This is a genomic window from Roseobacter sp. SK209-2-6 (assembly GCF_000169455.1).
GTDB lineage: Bacteria > Pseudomonadota > Alphaproteobacteria > Rhodobacterales > Rhodobacteraceae > Pseudophaeobacter.
The window spans coordinates 221839-240594 of the sequence record NZ_AAYC01000004.1; the positions used below are offsets into that span (position 1 = coordinate 221839).

An 18756-nucleotide genomic window follows, 5' to 3' on the forward strand; every position below is an offset into this window, starting at 1 on the left:
AGAGGGGGCCAGATGAAACGCTTTTCCCTGCAGGAAATCCCTGCGCAGCCCTGGAAGAATGGTGGCGGCACCACCCGTGAGCTGGCTCTGAGCGAATGCCAGGGGCAAACACGCTGGCGCATTAGCCTTGCTGATATCAATCAGGACGGTGCGTTTTCCTCTTTCCCGGGCCTTGCTCGTATCCATTGTATTGTGGAGGGGGCGGGTTTGGTGCTTTCCAACTCAACAGTAAAATTGGCCGCGCGCCCGCTGGATCCACTTGTCTTTTCTGGTGATCTGGCACTGTCGGCACAGCTGAATGAGGGGGCCTGTCGCGCCTTTAACCTGATTTATGACCCCGCATTTTGTCAGGCTGAAATGCGCGTATTGCACCCCAAAGCGGGTTTTGGCGGTCACGGGGAAAGCGTGATCTTTCTTCTCATGGGGGAATTAGCTGTCCAAACAGGTGCTGGTGAGCTGCGGCTCCGCGCAGGGGATGGACTGGTAACAAAGGATCTGTCGCCGGGCCATATCCCCGAAGGAGCCCTCGTGATCGAGACCCTGTTGAGTGAGCCTTGAGACTAGGCGGAAAAAAACGCGCCCCGGATTGAGGCGCGTTTTTGATTTCAAAATGGATGGTAAATCAGTCGCGCAGCAGTTCGTTGATGCCAGTCTTGGAACGGGTCTTGGCGTCCACCCGCTTCACGATCACCGCGCAGTAGAGGCTGATGTTGTTCTTTGAGGGCATGGAGCCTGCGACAACCACCGAATAGGGCGGCACTTCGCCATACATCACTTCGCCGGTCTCGCGGTCGACGATCTTGGTGGATTGGCCGATAAAGACGCCCATTCCCAGGACTGAGCCTTCGCGTACGATGCAGCCTTCGACCACCTCGGAACGGGCTCCGATAAAGCAGTTGTCTTCGATGATGGTGGGGCCGGCCTGCATCGGTTCTAGCACGCCGCCGATTCCAACACCGCCGGACAGGTGCACGTTTTTGCCGATCTGGGCGCAGGAGCCTACGGTGGCCCAGCCGTCAACCATCGAGCCTTCGTCAACATAGGCGCCGATGTTCACGAAGGACGGCATGAGCACCACACCTGGCGCGATGTAAGCGGACTGGCGCACGATCGAACCGGGCACGGCGCGGAAACCGGCGGCCTTCCACTCATTGTCGCCCCAGCCCTGCCACTTCGACGGGACCTTGTCCCACCAGCTGCTATTGCCGTTCGAGCCTTCGATCATTGCCATGTCGTTCAGGCGGAAAGACAGTAGCACTGCTTTCTTGGCCCATTGGTTCACGTGCCAATCGCCGTTTTCCAGTTTTTCCGCGACGCGCAAAGACCCGGTGTCCAGCGCATTCAGGGTGTCTTCGATGGCTTCGCGCTGCTCACCGGTGGTGGCAGGGCTGATGGTGTCACGGGCCTCCCAGGCGGCCTCGATCGCGGTTTCCAGCTGTGCGTTGGACATGGGGGGTAACTCCGGCGTCAGTGTCGTGCAAAAGGATTCGGAGCTTTCTAGCGGCAATCTGCCCGCAGGTCATGTGTGTATTGCGGCCAATATGACGCTATGCCCGTCGTTTTGCCTTTCGTTTCGCCCTGTCAGCGCACCCGGCGCAGGTGGCGGCGCAGGATTTCGCAGGCGGCGGTGGCATCGCGGTTCCCCATGGCCTCGACAATTGCGGCATGATCCTGATCGGCACGGGGACGCCATTGGTGCTGCCAATTGGCAAAGAGATGCCGAGCAGAAGCAATGTGCAGATCATCGATGGAGGCCAGGAGCCGCGGCATCTCGCAGGGAGTTAGGATCACCCGATGAAAGGCGCGGTTCAACCGCTCCCAATCGGCCATGCTGTCTGCCTCATCGCAGGCGATCCGCGCGTCATCCGCCGCCCTGACGTCGCGATCCGAAAAGCGTGGGAAGGCGTGTGTCAGGGCAAGGATCTCTAGTGCCACGCGCATTTCGATCACTTCGCGGATCTCTGCGGGGTTGAGGGCGCTTACCCTTGTGCCACGTCGAGGTTCTGATCTGGCCAGCCCATGTGCTTCCAGCCGCAAGAGAGCCTCGCGGACGGGGACATGACTGGTGTCGAACTCGCGCGCGATGTGGTCCTGCCGCAGTTTTTCACCTGCTTCTAGACGGCCTGTAACGATCTGCTCGCTCAGGGCTTGGTAGATGGTATCCGCGATAGTGGCGTTCATGGGCTCTCGATAGGGGGGCGGCGCCCCTCTGGCAAGAGTCAGGCCAAAGGATCCGGGGCAATGTTGCCGCCGCAAAGCAGGACGGCAACGCGTTCGCCCTCTGCCGGGCGGTAGGCGCCGGAAGTCAATGCCGCCAGGGCGGTGGCCCCTGCGGGTTCCACCAGCAGGCGGCGCTCCCGCCATAGCGCTGCTTGAGCGCTGGTGATGGCAGCATCGCTTACGGTGAGCGAAGTGATGTCCTGTTCTCGGGCGTGATCAAAACAGATTTGCCCGATGCGTTTTGCCCCCAGCGCATTTGCGGCCACGCCGGAGACCTCCACATCCACCGGCGAACCTTCCTTCAGTGCGGCATGCAGTGCGCAGGAGGTTTCCGGCTCCACCGCGATGATCTTTTTTGCGCGCTGGAACCAGGCTAGCGCGCCTGCGACCAGCCCACCGCCGCCCACGGCAATCATCAGCGTATCCGCCTCTAGGCCCTGGGCTTGCCATTCGGCAAAACATGTACCTTGCCCCGCGACTGTGGCCGGGGCGTCATAGGCATGAACCTGCATCGCGCCGGTCTCTGCCTCATAGGCCTGTGCCTGCTCCATGGCATTGGCATAGGCGCCGGGCACAACCTGCAGATCGGCGCCGCTGTTCCGGATCAAGGAGATTTTTGCAGGGCCCGCCATTTCTGGCACATAAATTCGTGCGCGATGCCCAAGCTGATGCGCCGCATAGGCCACGGCTGCCCCATGGTTACCTCCAGATGCGGCAACCAATCCCGCCTCTGGCACATCATGGCTCAGCAGGGTGTTGAAGGCACCGCGCGCTTTGAAACTACCCGTGTGCTGCACCTGTTCGAGCTTTAGCTGGATTGGGAAATCTAGGCCAAAACCTGTACAGCTCAGCACGGGTGTTTTCTGGATATGGCTTGAAATACGCTCACTGGCTTTTGTGATTTCTGTGTTCCAGTCCATGGTATTCTCCGCCAATTGCTGTCTGTCCGCTTTGGGGGCGACCTTAGACGAGGGGGTATGAGGTGCAAGCCCTGGCGCCGCGTTACAAATCAGCGGGCTTGCAAGTTTCTTGACGCAGCAGAGAAGCAAGGCTGGTGTCCAGCCCCGTGCCGAGGTTAAGCTGAGGATCCGATTTTAGCCAAGGATTGCAAACCGCCCATGACTGATGACCGCCACAGCCGCTTCCCCGATGCTCATTCTGATCGAAGCCGCGCAGAACATGTTCCTCAGACACCGCAATCGGCCTCTCCTGCCTACCGACTGGCTTTTGCGGATGAGGATTTCCTGTGCCGGGAGGAATTGCGTCCGGTGCGTCTGCAGCTGGAGCTGCTAAAGCCGCAACTGCTGCTGGACGAGCAGGGTATTGAAAGCACCATCGTGATGTTCGGCGGCGCACGGATCCCAAGCCCTGCTAACAAGGACAAGGCCCGCACGCAGACTTTGGCGGATCTCTCGCATTTTTACGATGAGGCGCGGGAATTTGCGCGGATGATGACTGCGCAGTCCATGACCGAGGGCGGGCGCAAGAATGTCATCGTGACTGGCGGCGGCCCCGGCGTCATGGAGGCCGGCAACCGTGGCGCAGAGGATGCGGGCGGGCGTTCCGTTGGGCTGTCTATTGTGCTGCCGCACGAGCAGGCGCCAAATGGGTATGTGACGCCTGAGCTCAGCTTCAATTTCCACTATTTTGCGATCCGCAAGATGCATTTCCTGATGCGCGCGGCTGCCATCACCGTCTTCCCTGGCGGATTTGGCACGCTGGATGAGCTGTTTGAAACTCTGACGCTGATTCAAACCGGCCGGATGGAGCGGGTTCCGTTTATTCTGTTCGGGCGGGAATTCTGGGAGAAGATCATTAACTGGGAGGCGCTGGCCGATGCGGGCACCATCTCGGAGCAGGATCTGGATCTGTTCAAATTCGTCGAAACCGCTGAAGAGGCGGCCCAGATCATCAACGAATGGGTGCCTGAACCACCGCGCGACAGCCTGCCTGGCCGGGAGTGATAGGTACAGGTTACTGCGCTTCCCAGAACTGTGGGTGTGGGTGGAAGATCGGGAAGCGCAGGGTTTTTGGATCTTAGGCGAACTCGGCTGGGAGAACGCCAATCTCGGTGCCTTGTGGGAGGCGCGTCAGAATCTGCTCACCCGCAACCCGTTTGATTGCCAGGCCATAGCCCCGTAGGCGGAATTGCCACTCTCGTGGGCTGAGGGCCTTTTCCCGTTCGTCCCGGATAAGATCCAGAACACTGGGCTCCAGAGCGCTTGGGCGTGCGGTGTTGTCTGCGTTTGGTGACATGCTCGTTCCTCGTGAGAATCTTTTTGATTGTCTATGGAATCGAGACTGATTGTTTCTCGTGGCGGGATTTTATCCGGTTTGAGGAAAATTTGTGGCAGATGCCAGTTGTTCACATGCCAAAGAAAAGCCCCGCGCGGGTGGCGCGTGGGGCTCATTCAAAACGGTATTTTGGTTGCCTCAGGATTTAAGCCCAGCTTCTGCTTCAATCTGCTTGCGGCTTTTGCGGGCGCGCTCGGTGGCGGATTTCAACTGGCCGCAGGCGGCCATGATGTCATCGCCCCGGGTTTTGCGGATCGGCGAGGCATAGCCTGCCTGGTAGATGATATTGGCAAAGGCGCGGATCCGGTTGTTCGAAGAGCGCTGATATGGGCTGCCCGGCCATTCGTTGAAGGGGATCAGATTGATCTTGGCCGGGATATTGTAGCGTTTGATGTGCTCGATCAGACGGTGCGCGTCCTCATCGCTGTCATTCACATCCTTCAGCATCACATATTCAAAGGTGATCCGTTCAGAGTTCGAAGCCTTGGGGTAGTCCGCCAGCGCCTGCAAGAGCGCGTCGATGTTCCAGCGCTTGTTGATCGGCACCAGTACGTCGCGCACGTCGTTGGTGGTGGCGTGGAATGAGATCGCCAGAAGGCAGCCGATTTCCTGCGCGGTGCGGGCAATCTCGGGCACCACGCCCGAGGTAGAGAGCGTGATGCGGCGACGGCTGAGCTGGATGCCCTCCGGGTCCATGGCAATTTTCATCGCGTCGCGCACGTTTTCAAAGTTATACAGGGGCTCACCCATGCCCATCAGCACGATATTGGACAGAAGCCTGGTTTCGTCTTTGGGGGCGCCGGGGATGGGCCATTCTTCCAGATCATCGCGGGCCATCATCACCTGGCCGATGACCTCACCTGGGGTGAGGTTGCGCACCAGCTTTTGAGTGCCGGTGTGGCAGAAGGAACAGGTCAGGGTGCAGCCTACCTGGGAAGAGATGCAGAGCGTGCCGCGATCCTCCTCGGGGATATAGACCACCTCAACCTCATGGCCGCCAGCAATTCGCACCAGATATTTGCGCGTGCCATCGGTGGAGACCTGCTTGCTGACGACCTCCGGGATGCGGATTTCAAAATGCTCGTCCAGCTGGGCACGGTAGGCCTTGGCCAGGTTGGTCATATCCGCAAAGTCGCGCTTGCCCCACTGATAGATCCATTGCCAGATCTGGCCAACCCGCATCTTGGCCTGCTTTTCCGGGGTGCCATGTTCTATCAGCACTTCGCGCATCTTGTCGCGTGTCAGGCCCACAAGGTTGATCTTGCCGCCCTCAGGCTCTTTGCGGGGCACTGTCAGGATGTCCGGGGTGATCGGCGCTTTGGCGGTCATGGCTGGTCGACTCGACTGTTGGAGGCTGGATGGGGCTCTATATAGGAGATTATCCAGAGATCAAAAGAAATCCTTTGAAATCGGCAATCCGTGCCCAGCACAGACAAAAGAAAACCCCGGGCCTTGGCGCCGGGGCAATTCATTGATGAAGAGGGTGGCTTGCCTTACTGGGCGCAGCGTTTTTCCGCATCTTCGATTGCGGCGGTAAAGCCCAGCAAAGAGAAGGCGTCTTTGGTCTGGGTACCGCGGGCGGAGCGAGCGGTCAGTACGGCGCTGGCGCCGCGTTTCATGGCGGTTATAATCTTTGCATCATCCGCTGCGGTTGCGGGCCAGGCCCATTCGCCCTCGGTGAAGAGTTCAAACTCTGACTCACCGATTGCCATATTGACGGTTGAACCTGGTGCAAAGGGATAGCCGCCGGTAAATGTGACTTGCCCCTTGGCGCTGCTGTCGGGGCGGTAGAAAACAAAGAGCTGGATTGCGCTGCGTCGAACAGCGACAACCCGTCCGTCGCGAGTGTTGACGCTTTCCTTGGGTGCAGAGACTCCCCAGCATTCTTTCGGGCTATCACCCTGAAAGACGCTCCAGTCGACGTTAGCGCCAACCCGGTTGTCGGTTGTAGTCTGCTGCGCTGCTGCGGTTGTGGCCATAGCGGCCAGACACAGGCCCGCTACGATGCGGACGAGTTTCGATGCCATTTGTCCCGACTCCAAGACTGTCTTATACCTCAAATTGCCAGAGAGCGGGCGGCGTGAGACCGCCGTCTTTACCTGTTGCCCTCGCGTGCCTTACAGAAGCACACTAATGCGGCGAGCGCTACGGGCGAAAGGGTGATTTGGCAGGAAATCGCCAAGAAAAGAGGCTGAAAATATGACAAAACCGGTTCCAATGGCTGAGATATGGCGCGGAGAGCTGCTTGAGAGCCTTCATCTGGGCCATGCGGTGGTCTGCGATGAAGCTGGGCAAATTGTGCGCAGCTGGGGCGATCCGAAGGCGGTGATCTATCCGCGCAGCTCGGCCAAGATGATCCAGGCCCTGCCACTGATCACTTCAGGGGCGGCAGCTAAATACGGCCTCAACTCAGAGCAATTGGCCTTGGCCTGTGCCTCGCACAATGGGGCGCATATCCATACGGATCGGGTCAACGCCTGGTTGGATCAGCTGGGGTTGGCGGATGCGGATTTTCGTTGCGGGCCGCAACTGCCGGACGATATTCCTGCCCGCAATGAGCTGATTAAAACCGACAGTAGCCCTTGTCAGGTGCATAACAACTGCTCGGGCAAGCATGCTGGGTTCTTGACGCTGTCTCAGTTCTTGGGCGCTGGGCCAGAATACATCGAAATGGGTCACCCGGTGCAGCAGGCCTGCCTTAGCGCCTTTGAGGAGGCGACCGGGGAAAACAGCCCTGGCTATGGGATTGACGGTTGCTCGGCTCCGAACTTTGCAACCACCGTCCACGGGCTTGCGCGCGCTATGTCCTGGTTTGCCTCTGCCGGTGGGCGCAGCGACCGGGCCTCGCAGGCGGCAGCGCAATTGACATCCGCGATGGCCACCCACCCTGAACTTGTAGCCGGTGAAACCCGTGCCTGCACCAACCTGATGCGTGCCATGGGGGGTAAGGTTGCGATCAAAACCGGTGCCGAAGCCGTGTTCGTCGCGATCATTCCAGAGAAGAAGCTGGGTGTTGCCCTCAAGGTTGTGGATGGCGCAACCCGGGCAAGCGAATGTGCGATTGCCTCTATCCTTGTTGGTCTTGGGGTTCTGGAGGCGGATCATCCGGCCACCGGGAAATACATGAATGTACCAATACTGAACCGCCGCAAAGTCAACTGTGGATCCGTTCGTCCAAGTGCGGAACTTCTGTTCTGAGCAACTGTCTCGCCGAGGGGGGGGGCGGGGCCTGTGGGAGTGCCCCCCTGGGCGAGGCTCTGTTGCCCAAACCGGGTGATGGGCGCGCCCATTGCCCAGCAGGAGATTTCTGCAAGAAATCTGCCGGGAGGGACCGATGTTGCTGGCAGTGACTTCGACGGCGCGCACTCTCAGAGTTTCTTCGTCGATCACCATGTTTATCTTACGCCAAATCCGGCGTTTCGGGCCGCCCGCTGCCTGGCAGCACATGTATTGCTAGTGTGAGAGGGAGCTTTCGGGTGTTCTGCTCACTTTCACTTTCACTTTCACTTTCACTTTCGCCCTCGACCTTAATCCTGTGCTATCCCAGCTTACCGGTGCCGCCGCGATAGGGCAGGCTCACATTCAGGCGCTTCTGGCGGTGGCACCCAAACCATCTCGGGATCAAACCAGATTGACAGCGATCCATGCCGCTTCAAGTTGGCATTGTAAGCCCGCCAGTTCGTGGTCTTGTACTTCGTAGGAACCCCGCAGAGCTATGGGGATCCCTACAAGTTTTTAGAAATCCAAGTTTTCCACGCTAAGCGCATTCTTCTGGATGAACTCGCGCCGAGGTTCGACGACGTCGCCCATGAGCTTTGTAAAGAGGTCATCGGCTTCAACCATGTCATCGACGCGTACTTGCAGCAGGGTTCGGGCGTCTGGGTCCAGTGTGGTTTCCCAGAGTTGATCCGGGTTCATCTCGCCGAGACCTTTGTAGCGCTGCAGCGACAGGCCCTTTTCGCCCTCTTCCAGAATGGCTTTCAGCAAGTCCAGTGGTCCGTGGATCATCTGGACACGGTCGCGGCGGATGAGCTGCCCGGTGGTGCCGTAGATTTCCTGCAGGCTTTGGGTAAAACTGCCGGTCTTGCGGGCCTCGCCAGAGCGCAGCATCGGGCCGTCCAGGGTACGGACTTCCTCGACGCCGCGCAGGATGCGGGCCAGGCGAATACCGTGATCCTGGGTGATCCGCCCCTGCCAGCCGCGCTCGTACTCCAGCGCAATGGCGTCGAGCCGCTGGGCAACCTTGTCGGCCACACCCTGCAGGTCGGAATCGACTGCACCGGGCACAAAGGCACCGGCTACGGCGGCCTGCTCCAGAATGTGGCGCGGATAATGTGTCGGGAAGGCATCCAGCACACGCTTCAGCTGGCGGGCTTCGTCCACGATTCGGGTGAGGTCGGCACCTGCGATCTCGGAACCATTACCCAGTTTGAGCACCGCGCCATCAACGCCCTGGTTGATCAGGTAATCATCAAGTGCCGCCTGGTCTTTGAGATAGACCTCGGATTTGCCACGCGCGACCTTAAAGAGGGGCGGCTGCGCGATATAGAGATAGCCGCCCTCGATCAGCTCCGGCATCTGGCGATAGAAGAAGGTGAGCAAGAGCGTTCGAATGTGCGCGCCGTCCACATCCGCATCAGTCATGATGACGATTTTGTGGTAGCGCAGTTTTTCGATGTTGAACTCGTCCCGGCCGATGCCGGTTCCCAGCGCCATCACCAGGTTGCCGATTTCCTGTGATCCCAGCATCCGGTCAAAACGGGCGCGCTCCACGTTCAGGATCTTACCACGCAGCGGCAAAATGGCTTGTGTCATCCGGTCCCGGCCTGTCTGGGCGGAGCCGCCGGCGGAGTCACCCTCGACCAGGAAGACTTCGGTCTTGGAAGGGTCCTTCTCGGAGCAATCCTTCAGCTTGCCCGCGAGGAAGTTCACATCCATCGCCGTTTTGCGGCGAGTCAACTCGCGCGCTTTGCGGGCGGCTTCGCGAGCCAGGGCGGCCTCGACGATCTTGCCAACGATCTGTTTGGCCTGGTTGGGGTTTTCCTCAAACCACTCCGCCAGCTTCTCACCCATCAGGCTTTCGACCACCGGCCGCACCTCGGAGGATACCAACTTGTCCTTGGTTTGGCTGGAGAATTTCGGATCCGGCACCTTGACGGACAGAACGCAGGTCAGGCCTTCGCGGGCGTCATCACCGGTGAAAGAGACCTTCTCTTTCTTGGCGATGCCGGAGGATTGCGCGTAGTTGTTGATGGTCCGGGTCAGCGCACCGCGGAAGCCCGCCACATGGGTGCCGCCATCGCGCTGCGGGATGTTGTTGGTAAAGGGCAGCACCGTCTCGTGGTAGCTGTCGTTCCACCACATGGCGATCTCAACGCCGATGTCATCCTTTTCGCCCACGATATAGACCGGGGCTTCCATCACCGGTGTCTTGTGTCGGTCGAGGTATTTGACGAATTCCTTGACGCCGCCGTCGTAAAACAGTTCTGCCGTCAGCTTCTCTGCGGGGCGTTCATCTTCCAGAATGATGCGCACACCGGAATTCAGGAAGGCCAGCTCGCGCAGGCGCTTTTCCAGGGTCTCGAAGGAGTATTCCAGATTCGAAAACGTGTCGGTCGAGGCCATGAAGCGCACTTCGGTGCCGGTGCGGTCGCCACAATCGCCGACCACCTCCAGGTGCTTGGCAGTATCGCCACGCTCAAAGCGGGCGACATGTTCCTTGCCGTTGCGCCAGATGCGCAATTCCAGCCAATCGGAGAGTGCGTTCACAACCGAGACACCCACGCCGTGCAGACCGCCCGAAACCTTGTAGGAGTTGCTGTCGAACTTACCGCCCGCGTGCAGCTGGGTCATAATGACCTCGGCGGCGGACACACCTTCTTCGGGGTGGATATCCACAGGAATTCCGCGCCCGTTGTCGCCGACCGAGACACTGGAATCGGCGTGAATTTTCACTGTGACATGGTCAGCATGGCCCGCGAGGGCCTCATCGATGCCATTGTCCACCACCTCATATACCATGTGGTGCAGGCCGGATCCGTCATCGGTGTCACCGATATACATTCCGGGGCGTTTGCGAACAGCTTCCAACCCTTTGAGAACCTTAATGGAATCGGCACCATATTCGGCTGGGCTTTGCTCGTTCTCGGACATTCGCGTCTTCCTGTATTGCTTCGGGATTTTATACGCAGTCCGGGGGGGAATGTCACCTCCATCCCCCCTTTTTTCTTAGCGGATTCAGGCCGCTTTTGCCCCTAGGAGAGCGGCTTTGCTCAGCCAGGCCTTCACTTTGCCCTCAGGCGCCTCAGAGGCCGGAGCAAAGGCGGTAAACCTGGTTGGCTTGATCCCGACGAAGCCAAGGATCTGACGGCTGATCACGTGTTTGATTGCATTGGCATAAAACAGTCTGAGCCAGATGCTGGGCGTGTCTGAGGTCAGGAAGACCCTGGCGGTTTTGCCATTCAGCATTGGGGCAGGGAGGCCCAGGGAATTCCGGTTGCGGGGATCAAAGGCGACGCCTGGTAGCAGAGCACGGTCAAACAGGCCCTTGAGCTTTGCAGGAATGGCGCCCCACCACATCGGCGTGGCCATCACAATATGATCCGCCCACTCCAGATCACTCTGAAAAGCTGTCAGGTCAGGTTCAAGTGATTTGGTGTTCTCGTAACTCCCTTGGCCAAAATCCGGATCAAAACGCATATTCGGCAGCTCATGCAGCCTAACCTCGTGACCTTCGCGCTCAGCCGCCTCTCGATAGGATCGGCAGATAGATTGCGAGAGGGAGGTTGAACCAGGGTGCCCATTCAAAATGATGATCTTTCGTGCAGACATTCGTTGCATCTCCTTATAAACTGACTGTGGTCAATTTAGGAGTAAAGTGACCGTGGTCAAGTTTAAATTTGACCACGGTCATTATTTTGGAGCATCATGACACGCGCACCCCAAAAACGTCGTCTGGAAACGAGAGCCGCGTTGCTACGCGAAGCGGAGGGTCTGATCCTGGAAAATGGGTTTTCCGCTCTCAGGGTTGAGGATGTTGTGGAAAGAGCAGGTGTGGCCAAGGGTACGCTCTTTTCCCACTTCAAAGACAAGGACGGCTTGCTTGCTGTGCTGATTGGCGCACGCGTGATGGCACTGATGGACGAAATGGAAGCACAGCCCAGTCCTGAGGATGTCGAGGATCTCTGTGATCTCCTCTCGCCGCTCTTGTGCTTCATTGCGCAGGACCGAGTGGTTTTTGATATCCTGCTGCGCTACTCAGGATCTACCAGCGCTGTAATTGATGAGACAGTCACGCAGAGTTTCCATCGTCAGATCAATCAGTTGTCGGCTTGGATTTCGGTGTTACAAAATACCGGTCAAATTCGCCAGGATGCCGCGCCGGAGCTGCTGGCGGAAGGCATTCAGGCCTTTCTCAACCATGTCCTGGCGCTTTGGTTCTGTGTAGATCACGAGAATGGAGAAACCCCAAGTTCTGCTTTGTTGCCCCTTTTGCAAACCTGGTTGGCGGCCCCGGCTTAAGGCGTTGTTTGAAAGAAATCTTTCTGGGGGCGCTACGAAATGGCAAGAACACCTGTCATCCGTCTGACAGCTTGGAGATGCCAGCGTCCTCGGAGACTTCCAACATCTGTGCACGATCTTTGAGTTCTGCAAAGAGTTCAGATCCCGTTCCAGTCATCCATGCCTGAGCTCCCAGCGCGCAAATCTCATCATAGAGGGCTTGGCGCCGGTTGGCATCGAGATGGGCCGCGACCTCATCCAAAAGCACAAGTGGCGGTGCTCCTGTTTCCTGCATCAAGGCGCGAGCATTTGCCAGAATCAGTGAGACAAGCAGGGCCTTTTGCTCACCGGTTGAACAGTCTTTTGCAGCAACACCTTTGGCGGCATAATGGCCGAGAAGATCACTGCGATGCGGGCCGATCAGTGTGCGACCCACCGAAAGGTCCCGCGATCTATTTTCTGCCAGAGCATCCACGAATTCTGCTTCACTCTGTGGCATTTCCCCTTCGGATTGCAGTAGTTGCAATTCCGCGACGGGAAATGCGGTTTCGGCCTTTCTCTGCGCGTCCAGCAATTTCTCGATGGCATGCGTGCGGGCCATATGAATGCGATGACCTGATGCGGCCATCTGCGCTTCCAGAACACGATACCAGACAGGGTCGCGCACTTGCTCTTTCAAAAGTTTGTTGCGCTCGCGCATGGATTTTTCATAGGTGAGCGAGGCCTCAGCATGGGCGGGATCAAAGCTGAGGGCGATACGGTCCAGAAACCTACGCCTGCCCTCTGCCGCTTCCACCCAAAGGCGATCCATTACTGGAACCAGCCAGACGACGCGGCAGATCTGTCCCAGTGCAATCTGATTTGCCGGCTTGCCATCGATGCGGACCTGCCGCGCTGCGCCCTCATCCGACCAGGTCTCTATTTCATAGGGTTGGGCAGAGGTCTGCAAAACGCCCTTCAGCTTCCAGCCCAGGCCCTCAGGACGGCGGGTCATCTCGGCGGCACTGGCACGGCGAATCCCGCGACCGGGTGAAAACAGTGAAACCGCTTCCAGAATATTGGTCTTGCCTGCGCCATTCGCCCCAAAGAGGGCAACAGGCCTGCCGTCCAAATGCATTTCCGCCCGCAAATGCGAGCGGAAATGAGAAAGAGTCAGGGAGGTCAGTGCCTGCATTGCGCGGATTCCGGTTTCATCTTTCCCCAAATATCCCCGCCGGAGGCAGGGCCAAAAGGCCCTTCAACCCTTCAGATCACACACGCATCGGCATGACGACGTAGACAGCGCTTTCGTCATTGCCTTCACGCATCAGCGTTGGATCGCCGGAGGAGTTGAACAGGAAGACCGCGTTTTCGCGGTCCACCTGGCTGGCGATTTCTAGCAGATATTTGGCATTAAAGCCGATCTCCAGGCGCTCATCGCCATAGGCAACCGCCAGCTCTTCTTCGGCCGCACCGCTATCAGGCGCATTCACGGACAGAACCAACCGGTCTTCTTCAAGCTGCAGCTTTACAGCGCGGGAGCGTTCGGAGGAAACGGTCGCAACCCGGTCAACGGCCTTTGCGAATTCAGAGGCATCCACCTCCAGACGGCGGGTGTTTCCAACCGGAATCACACGCGTGTAATCGGGGAAGGTCCCATCGATCACCTTGGACGTCAGGGTGATATTCGGGGTGGCAAAGCGGACTTTGGTTTCCGAAACCGAGACGGCGATATCCATCTCATCATCGTCCAAAAGCTTGCGCAGTTCGCCCACGGTCTTGCGGGGTACGATAACGCCGGGCATATCTTCGGCGCCCAGTGGCAAAGGCGCGTCGATCCGGGCCAGGCGGTGGCCATCTGTCGCAACACAACGCAGCGCCTTACCGCCTTCGGCAGCATCTGACACATGCATGTAAACGCCGTTCAGGTAATAGCGGGTCTCTTCGGTAGAGATGGCAAATTTCGACTTATCAAAGAGCCGCCGCAGCATCGCAGCATTGGCGGTGAAATTCGAATGATACTCAGAGGTGGCCATGACCGGGAAATCTTCGCGCGGCAGGGTGGCCAGCGAGAAGTTGGAGCGGCCTGCATCCACCGACAGGCGTCCGGTTGCAGCATCAGAGGTCAGGGTGACCAGCGCCCCGTCGGGCAGCTTACGCACGATTTCATGCAGAGTGGTGGCGGCAACGGTCGTGGCGCCGGCGCGCTCTACCTGTGCAGGTGCCTTGTCCACGACTTCAATGTCCAGATCGGTTGCGCGGAATTGGGCGGTATCGCCCTCGGCTTCAATCAACACATTGGCCAGAATTGGGATGGTGTTGCGGCGCTCTACTACCGATTGGGCCTGCGCAACGGCCTTCAGGAGCGTGCCGCGTTCAATGCTGATCTTCATGTCGCTTTTCCTCTTCGTCAAACCCTGCGCATCCGCATGGTCACCGCCCGTTGCAACAGACAGAGACCGGGACCGGTAAGGTAACGGTTTACCCCTGCTGCACAAGGTCTTTATCGAGTTTTCCTAAGGAAATTCAGCAGCGTCAAGGCCTGCTCCGCACCGCGTGCGGGAAAGCTGTAAAACGTTGCTGTGGAACACCCAGGATTTTCATCACAATAAAAAGCGGCCCAGGTGAAACCCGGGCCGCTTTGTAAGAAAAACGTACCCAGAGCGCGCCAAGACGCGCACTGGGTTCAATGTTTTTATGACTCAAGAGAGCGGCGCAGCATTTCCACATCTTCGGCGATTTGGCCGTCAGTGCTCTTCAGCTCTTCGATGCGGCGCACACCATGCATGACCGTCGTGTGATCGCGACCCCCAAAACGGCGGCCAATCTCAGGCAGGCTACGGCTGGTCAGCTGCTTGCAGAGATACATCGCAACCTGGCGCGGACGTGCATAGGAGCGCAGACGCTTTGGGCCGATGATATCCGACATGCGGATATTGTAATACTCGGAGACCTTACGCTGGATTTCTTCGACGGTAATCTTACGCTCGGAAGCGCGCAGAACATCCGCCAGACAATCCTGGGTCAGATCCATGTCGATTTCACGCCCAACCAGCGAAGCAAAGGCAAAGAGCCGTGTCAGCGCACCTTCGAGCACGCGGACATTGGTAGAAATCCGGTGCGCAAGGAACTCCAGCACGCCATCGGCAATCTGTAGATCCGGATAGGTGGCCTGCTGCATCTGAACCTTGGTCTGCAGAATGCCCAGTCGCAGTTCGTAATCTGTGGGGTGCAGGTCGACGACCAGACCACATTGCAGGCGTGATTTCACCCGATCCTCAAGATCCTTGATCTCACCGGGGGCGCGATCTGCGGAGATGATGATCTGCTTATTCTGATCCACCAACGCGTTGAAGGTGTGGAAGAACTCTTCCTGCGTGGAATCCTTGCCCGCGATGAATTGCACATCATCCACCATCAGCACATCCACCGAACGGAACAGATGTTTGAAATCCATCATCTTGCGCTCGCGTAGCGCCTGGACAAAGCGATACATGAATTGTTCCGCCGACAGGTACAGCACATTGAGATGGGGGTTCTTCTCTGTCAGTTCCCAGGCAATCGCATGCATCAGGTGCGTCTTACCCAGGCCAACACCGCCATACAGCACCAGCGGGTTGAACGTGACTGGTCCACCTTCGGCAACGCGGCGCGCAGCGGCATGGGCCAGTTCGTTGGGCTTGCCGACAACAAAGCTGTCAAAGGTAAAGCGCGGATCCAGCGGTGCTGCCTGCAGCGAGCTCAGAGGGTCCCGCGCGCTGGCCTGAGCCGAAAGAGAGCTCCCAGAGGCAGAACTCTTAGAAGGTGCTTCCGCCCAATCCGTACGCGAATCTGTGGTCCCGCCAGTCGCGTGTCCGGCAGTCGTGAGTTCCGCATAGGGTTCTGCTGGTTGATCCGCTTCACGTGCCGGCCGGGCCGGTGAATTGGCTGCAACCTTAAAGGCCAATCTCTGTACAGGCTCGCCTGAGAGATTGAACTCATGCAGGATCAGATCCGCAAAGTTCTGGCTGACATAGTTGCCCATGAAATTGGTCGGTACATGGAATAGAGCAACACCATCATCCACAGAGCTAAACTCTAGCGGTTCGATCCAGGTGGTAAAATTGTTTTGGCCCACGGTCTTTAGGAGCCGGGTTCTGAGTTGTCCCCATTTTTCTTCAGTCATGCTGCGCCTCACGCATCCCCAAAAGCAGCGGCCAATAGTCATTGGCCTGTCATTTCATCTTCGTGCCCGTCCCAGGGCAGCTTCACTCACAGCATGTACGTCTACTGACAGGAGAACCTGCAGCATTCCCTTGCGGGTAACGGATCGTTCCAACAAGGGCCCCATCCAATTGGATTGCAGCCCTTCAACACCTAAGGAACCGTTATTCTGTACACAAATGGAACAGGGCTGCCTAACAACCTTCGCTCGAAAGCGTCGCGCAAAAAACCAACGGAGCCCTATGGCCCCATTCGTTTTCCTGCGCGTTCAGTGACCTTAATGCCCGTCAAAGTCACCTAGAGCAGCCTGTCCCCTAGCGAGTGAATCGCTGTAACAGTGGTAGCAATTCAGAAGGGGCAGCGGCAACGAAACTCTGCGGTTGACTCCCGCTTTCGCGCTAAAGAATCTCTCGCACCTGCAGCAGGCCTTGAGTCCTTTGAGGAAAATGAAAAAGGCGCCGCAAAAATGCGACGCCTAGGATTTTTATGAGCCTGTAATGCTGGCTCAGAAGAATCAGCCGATGGCTTTGACGCGTGCTGCCAGACGGGAAACTTTCCGCGAAGCGGTGTTCTTGTGGTAGACGCCTTTGGTCACGCCGCGCATCAGTTCAGGCTGAGCAGCGCGCAGAGCTGCGGTTGCCGCTTCTTTGTCGCCGGAGGCGATCGCTTCTTCAACTTTACGCAGGTAGGTGCGGATGCGCGAACGACGGGCTTTGTTGACTGCAAAGCGCTTTTCGTTCTGACGTGCGCGCTTCTTTGCTTGGGGGCTATTTGCCATGGTGAGTAACCTTATCTCGGGTTCTGTTTCTATTTCGGACGCAATGCCAGCCAGCCCCGGGGTCGTTCACCGGTGTGATTCTAGCCTAAGCGGGCTGCACGCGCATGTATGACGGCGGTCTATACAAGGGGGGGCAGGGTTTTGCAAGTGGGTCGGCGACACCTATCAGAGGCATTGCCAAGTAAATAGGCAGTCTAGAAAAACTGCTAGTTAGCTTCAAGCTAGTCCTGGTCATTGAGATTAACCGCTCCTCATGCGACAGGAGAAGCATGGACAAGAAAAAACCTCCAACCGCACAAAGAGGAATACCGACGAGGCGGCAACGCTGGCAAGTCGGGGCAATAGTCGAGATACCAATTGGCGAAAACTGTTGGGCCTATGGGCAATTGGGCGAGGAGTATGTCGTCGCAGTTCTTGATGGGTTTTTCTCCGCGCGCCCGTTTATAGAGGATGTGACGCAGCTACCTATTTTATTCAAGTCAATTGTCTATCGAGACGTTGTTAGCAAAGGGTATTGGGTAAGAATCGGTCGAGCTGAACCTCGAAGTGATGTGCTACAGGAAGATTACTGTTTCAAGCAGGACCAATTTACCGGAGCTCTTTCGCTCTATCATTCTGACTTTTCGGAGCAAGGATGGGAAAAACCGGCACTTTTGAGCGAATGCCTTGGGTTGGAATGTGTGGCTGTTTGGGAAGCTGGTCACGTTGAGGACAGGATCATCGCAACGCGTGATGGCTTGAAATGTCGTTGGGTCAGTTCCTTGGCTATCGACTTGTCTAGAGTACCGGCGCACCAGAATGACGTTCACTAATTGTGACAAAGGATAGCAGCCTAGCCTTTCCTTCCCATTCCGGCTCTTTCCAGCAAAGCGGGCAATGTAGATACAAGACTCGGGCAAACAAAAAGGCCCCCGCTTGGCGGAGGCCTTTCAACGAATCTTTGTCAGCCCTGGCTCACTTGTCCCGGAACTGCGCCTCGCGTTTTTCCAGGAAGGCGGCCATGCCCTCTTTCTGGTCTTCGGTGGCAAACATCGAGTGGAAAACACGCCGCTCGAACAGCATGCCTTCGCTCAGGGGTAGCTCGTAAGATCGGTTGACCGCTTCTTTGGCCGCCATCGCCGTGAGCAGGGATTTCTCTGCAATCTTCTGGGCTGCGCCCATGGCTTCTTCGATCAGCTTCTTGGCAGGTACCACGCGGGACACCAGGCCTGCGCGCTCGGCCTCTTCGGCGCCCATAAAGCGGCCGGTCAGGTTCATATCCATGGATTTGGACTTACCCACAAAGCGGGTGAGGCGCTGGCTGCCACCCATGCCGGCAATAACGCCCAGATTGATTTCGGGCTGTCCGAACTTGGCGGTTTCGGCGGCGATGATGAAATCGCACATCATGGCAACTTCGCAGCCACCGCCCAGCGCATAGCCCGCCACAGCCGCGATGATCGGCTTGCGGATTGCGGCGATACGATCATTGGCATCGGCAAAGAGATTGCTGGTGAAAACATCCGTAAAGCTCATCTCGGACATTTCTTTGATATCCGCACCAGCCGCAAAGGCCTTTTCCGACCCGGTCAGGACGATGCAGCGTACCTTGTCGCTTCTGTCGGCCTCTTCCAGGGCGGTGCACAGCTCACTCAGGAGCTCTGCGTTGAGAGCATTCAACGCCTCGGGGCGATTCAGTTTGATAAGACAAACGTGGTCCTGCACATCGACGTTGATCGTCTCATAGGCCATGATTTTTGCTTTCGTTGTTCCGTCTAGGGAAGAGTCCTTATCATGCGTAC

18 protein-coding genes and 1 pseudogene are annotated in these 18756 nt (G+C 57.6%); 5 read left to right on the forward strand and 14 right to left on the reverse strand.

Annotated features, from left to right (window positions below; genetic code table 11):
* Positions 1-12: 12 nt before the first annotated feature.
* Positions 13-558 (forward strand): HutD/Ves family protein, encoded by a 546-nt coding sequence (locus tag RSK20926_RS08505; protein ID WP_008205852.1) that lies wholly within the window; start codon positions 13-15, stop codon positions 556-558.
* 64 nt (positions 559-622) lie between these two features.
* Here RSK20926_RS08505 and dapD read toward each other — a convergent pair whose 3' ends face one another.
* The 3 genes from dapD to RSK20926_RS08520 all read right to left on the reverse strand — a co-directional run bounded on the left by dapD (position 623) and on the right by RSK20926_RS08520 (position 3140).
* Entirely contained in the window at positions 623-1450 is an 828-nt protein-coding gene (gene dapD, locus RSK20926_RS08510) for a 2,3,4,5-tetrahydropyridine-2,6-dicarboxylate N-succinyltransferase (RefSeq protein WP_008205855.1), read from the reverse strand.
* Positions 1451-1581: 131 nt separating this feature from the next.
* Entirely contained in the window at positions 1582-2181 is a 600-nt protein-coding gene (locus RSK20926_RS08515) for a GntR family transcriptional regulator (RefSeq protein ID WP_008205856.1), read from the reverse strand.
* 38 nt (positions 2182-2219) lie between these two features.
* Positions 2220-3140, reverse strand: a complete 921-nt coding sequence (locus RSK20926_RS08520; protein ID WP_008205858.1) for a threonine/serine dehydratase — start codon at positions 3138-3140, stop codon at positions 2220-2222.
* Positions 3141-3338: 198 nt separating this feature from the next.
* Here RSK20926_RS08520 and RSK20926_RS08525 point away from each other — a divergent pair, with 198 nt between their 5' ends.
* Positions 3339-4184, forward strand: coding sequence for an LOG family protein (locus RSK20926_RS08525; protein WP_008205861.1), 846 nt, complete (start codon positions 3339-3341; stop codon positions 4182-4184).
* A 73-nt stretch (positions 4185-4257) separates the two neighbouring features.
* Here RSK20926_RS08525 and RSK20926_RS08530 read toward each other — a convergent pair whose 3' ends face one another.
* The 3 genes from RSK20926_RS08530 to RSK20926_RS08540 all read right to left on the reverse strand — a co-directional run bounded on the left by RSK20926_RS08530 (position 4258) and on the right by RSK20926_RS08540 (position 6542).
* On the reverse strand, positions 4258-4476 hold the full coding sequence (locus RSK20926_RS08530; RefSeq protein WP_008205863.1) for a hypothetical protein: 219 nt from the start codon (positions 4474-4476) through the stop codon (positions 4258-4260).
* 177 nt (positions 4477-4653) lie between these two features.
* Complete coding sequence (rlmN, locus tag RSK20926_RS08535; protein ID WP_008205866.1) at positions 4654-5844, reverse strand: 23S rRNA (adenine(2503)-C(2))-methyltransferase RlmN; 1191 nt, start codon at positions 5842-5844, stop codon at positions 4654-4656.
* A 164-nt stretch (positions 5845-6008) separates the two neighbouring features.
* The gene (locus RSK20926_RS08540; protein ID WP_008205868.1) at positions 6009-6542 is read right to left on the reverse strand and encodes an invasion associated locus B family protein; all 534 of its coding nucleotides are present in this window, start codon (positions 6540-6542) and stop codon (positions 6009-6011) included.
* Positions 6543-6714: 172 nt separating this feature from the next.
* Here RSK20926_RS08540 and RSK20926_RS08545 point away from each other — a divergent pair, with 172 nt between their 5' ends.
* A complete protein-coding gene (locus tag RSK20926_RS08545; RefSeq protein ID WP_008205869.1) occupies positions 6715-7713 on the forward strand; it encodes an asparaginase in 999 nt (332 codons plus the stop codon).
* A gap of 132 nt (positions 7714-7845) precedes the next feature.
* On the opposite strand, the pseudogene RSK20926_RS23160 reads toward RSK20926_RS08545, so the two are convergent.
* The 3 genes and pseudogenes from RSK20926_RS23160 to RSK20926_RS08555 all read right to left on the reverse strand — a co-directional run.
* Positions 7846-8171 (reverse strand): annotated as a pseudogene (locus RSK20926_RS23160) (hypothetical protein); the annotation flags it as partial.
* Between the two features lie 79 nt (positions 8172-8250).
* A complete protein-coding gene (gene gyrB / locus RSK20926_RS08550) occupies positions 8251-10668 on the reverse strand; it encodes a DNA topoisomerase (ATP-hydrolyzing) subunit B (protein WP_008205871.1) in 2418 nt (805 codons plus the stop codon).
* Positions 10669-10752: 84 nt separating this feature from the next.
* Positions 10753-11346 carry an NAD(P)H-dependent oxidoreductase gene (locus RSK20926_RS08555; protein ID WP_008205872.1) on the reverse strand — a complete coding sequence of 198 codons (594 nt, stop codon included), beginning with the start codon at positions 11344-11346 and terminating at the stop codon, positions 10753-10755.
* 96 nt (positions 11347-11442) lie between these two features.
* Here RSK20926_RS08555 and RSK20926_RS08560 point away from each other — a divergent pair, with 96 nt between their 5' ends.
* Positions 11443-12036 (forward strand): TetR/AcrR family transcriptional regulator, encoded by a 594-nt coding sequence (locus tag RSK20926_RS08560; protein WP_008205874.1) that lies wholly within the window; start codon positions 11443-11445, stop codon positions 12034-12036.
* A 55-nt stretch (positions 12037-12091) separates the two neighbouring features.
* Here the strand turns inward: RSK20926_RS08560 and recF are convergent, their stop codons facing one another.
* The 4 genes from recF to rpsT form a co-directional block, all read right to left on the reverse strand.
* A complete protein-coding gene (gene recF / locus RSK20926_RS08565; protein ID WP_037254382.1) occupies positions 12092-13189 on the reverse strand; it encodes a DNA replication/repair protein RecF in 1098 nt (365 codons plus the stop codon).
* Positions 13190-13265: 76 nt separating this feature from the next.
* Positions 13266-14387, reverse strand: a complete 1122-nt coding sequence (dnaN, locus tag RSK20926_RS08570) for a DNA polymerase III subunit beta (RefSeq protein WP_008205877.1) — start codon at positions 14385-14387, stop codon at positions 13266-13268.
* 302 nt (positions 14388-14689) lie between these two features.
* A complete protein-coding gene (gene dnaA / locus RSK20926_RS08575) occupies positions 14690-16159 on the reverse strand; it encodes a chromosomal replication initiator protein DnaA (protein ID WP_008205879.1) in 1470 nt (489 codons plus the stop codon).
* Between the two features lie 552 nt (positions 16160-16711).
* Entirely contained in the window at positions 16712-16975 is a 264-nt protein-coding gene (gene rpsT, locus RSK20926_RS08580; protein WP_008205880.1) for a 30S ribosomal protein S20, read from the reverse strand.
* A gap of 269 nt (positions 16976-17244) precedes the next feature.
* On the opposite strand from rpsT, the gene RSK20926_RS08585 reads away from it, so the two are divergent.
* Positions 17245-17787 carry a hypothetical protein gene (locus RSK20926_RS08585; RefSeq protein ID WP_008205882.1) on the forward strand — a complete coding sequence of 181 codons (543 nt, stop codon included), beginning with the start codon at positions 17245-17247 and terminating at the stop codon, positions 17785-17787.
* 142 nt (positions 17788-17929) lie between these two features.
* Here the strand turns inward: RSK20926_RS08585 and RSK20926_RS08590 are convergent, their stop codons facing one another.
* Positions 17930-18706: an enoyl-CoA hydratase gene (locus tag RSK20926_RS08590; protein WP_008205884.1), complete on the reverse strand. Its 777-nt coding sequence runs from the start codon at positions 18704-18706 to the stop codon at positions 17930-17932.
* Positions 18707-18756: the final 50 nt, after the last annotated feature.